Genomic DNA, 2,049 nt, shown 5'->3' on the forward strand with positions numbered 1-2,049 from the left:
CGCCCACCGCGACCGCGCCCGCGGCGTACCAGTCGGCGAGGTTGTCGGGCTTGACGCCGCCGGTGGGCATGAGCGGGGCGTCGGGGAACGGGCCGCGGAGAGCGCCGAGGTAGGCCGGGCCGCCGAGCGAGGCGGGGAAGATCTTCACGACGTCGACGCCGAGCTCGAGCGCGCCCATGACCTCGGTGGGCGTGAGGGCGCCGGTCATCACGACGCGGCCGGTGTCGAGCATCGCGCGGGTGAGGGCCGGGAGCGTGCCGGGGCTCACCAGGAACTCGGCCCCGGCGTCGGCGGCCTGCGCGGCCTGCGCGGGGGTCGTCACGGTTCCGGCGCCGATGTAGGCGGCGTCACCGTGGCGGGCGATCAGCTCGCGGATCACGGCCGGGGCGTCGGGCGTGGAGTAGGTGACCTCGATGCCGGTCACTCCACCCCGGATGATCGCCTCCGAGGCCTCCAGGGCGAGTTCGGGCGAGGGGGCGCGGAGGACGGCGAGGACGCCGGTGGTGCGGGCGCGGGCGAGACGGTCGGACATGGCGCTCCTTGATCGAGGGATGCGTCCATTCTTCCGCACCACAACTTGTCATTACAAGTTGTGCTACTTGGCGACGAGCGTCGTCTCGAAGCTGTAGAGGTCGGGGCGGTAGCAGTGGTGGCCGAACTCGATCGCGGCGCCGGACTGGTCGAACGAGATGCGCTCCATCGTGAGCACGGGGCCGCCCGCCTCGATCTCCAGCAGCTCCGGCTCGTCGTCTTCCGCGCGGCGGGCGCCGATCTTCTGCTTCGCGATGCGGATCGCGACGCCCCGGGCGCGGAGCACCTGATAGAGGCCGCGCGACTCCAGCTGCTCGGTCGAGATGTCGGCCAGCTCGCGCGGGAGGTAGTTCTCGAGCACCGCGACCGCGACGCCGTCGGTGCTTCGTCTGCGGCGCAGATGCAGCACCTCGGTGCCGGGCTCGAGCCCGAGCGCGAGGGCCACCTCGTCGGTCGCGGGGATGATCTCGTGGGTCAGCACCTGCGTGCCCGGCTCGTGGTTCGCGCTCTGCAGGTCTTCGTACAGGCTGGTCAGCTCGACCTGCCGCGTGACCGAGCCCTGCACCACCTGGGTGCCGATGCCGCGGCGGCGCACGAGCAGGCCCTTGTCGACGAGCTCCTGGATGGCGCGGCGGATCGTGGGGCGGGAGAGTCCGAGCTGCTCCGCGATCGAGACCTCGTTCTCCAGGCGGGCGCCCGCGGGGATCGCGCCGGACTGGATCGCGCTCTGGAGTCGTGTGGACACCTGGAAGTAGAGCGGGACGGGCCCCGTGCGGTCGATGTCCGCGAAGAGCTCGTGGGGCCAGGGGGTGACGACATCGGCCATGGATGCTCCGCTCTGGGTTGGGGAGTCACATTGTAGCGACAATCATACGAGCGACTCCAGACGGCGTCGAGGCGCAGTATTCCGCGGATCCCGGCCGCGCCCGCGCACGACGGCGCCGCGGGTGACCTCCAAGATGCTTAAAGTGCTATTGTGCTGACATGACGGGAGCAGCGTGAGCTTCGGGTGGGATCCCCACCTGCTCGTCGAGCTCGGGCTCCTCGGGCTGGCGTTCGTGCTCTCGCTGGCCGTGGGTGTCGAGCGCTCCCGCAAGCAGAAGAACGCCGGGCTGCGCACGCACGTGCTGGTGGGCCTGGGCTCGGCCATCTTCACCCTCATCTCGGCCTACGGCTTCGAGGGCGTGCTCGGGCCGGAGGTGGCCGTCGATCCCTCGCGCATCGCGGCGCAGGTGGTGTCGGGGATCGGGTTCCTCGGCGCCGGCGTGATCTTCGTGCGCAACAACGCCGTGTCCGGGCTCACCTCGGCCGCGACCATCTGGGTGGTCGCGGCGATCGGCATGGCCTGCGGGGCGAACATGCCCCTGCTCGCGATCGCGGGCACGGGTCTTCATCTCCTCACGGTCGGCCCGCTGTCGCGGCTGCGCGACCGCGTGCGCCCCGAGCCCGAGCGCCTGCGCGTGACCCTGCAGTACGAGGCCGACCGCGGCGCGCTGCGCGAGGTGCTGGCGGCGGCCG

Annotated in this window: 3 protein-coding genes; 1 reads left to right on the top strand and 2 read right to left on the bottom strand. The window is 71.6% G+C overall.

From position 1 onward, the window contains the following. The coding region (locus tag DW309_RS02275) for a bifunctional 4-hydroxy-2-oxoglutarate aldolase/2-dehydro-3-deoxy-phosphogluconate aldolase (protein ID WP_136044438.1) at window positions 1–532 on the bottom strand (532 nt) is incomplete at its 3' end. A gap of 63 nt (window positions 533–595) precedes the next feature. Next, entirely contained in the window at window positions 596–1,357 is a 762-nt protein-coding gene (locus DW309_RS02280) for a GntR family transcriptional regulator (protein ID WP_136033361.1), read from the bottom strand. A 172-nt stretch (window positions 1,358–1,529) separates the two neighbouring features. Between DW309_RS02280 and DW309_RS02285 the strand changes: the two genes are divergently transcribed. Next, window positions 1,530–2,049, top strand: a 520-nt coding sequence (locus tag DW309_RS02285) for an MgtC/SapB family protein (protein ID WP_136044439.1), incomplete at its 3' end; no start/stop codon positions are given.

Source organism: Microbacterium sp. K41, from assembly GCF_004794395.1.
GTDB classification, from domain to species: Bacteria; Actinomycetota; Actinomycetes; order Actinomycetales; family Microbacteriaceae; genus Microbacterium; species Microbacterium sufflavum.

Coding starts and splice junctions, on each gene's coding strand:
- DW309_RS02280 (WP_136033361.1), bottom strand. CDS start 1,357: ATGGCCGATGTCGTCACCCCCTGGCCCCACGAGCTCTTCGCGGACATC.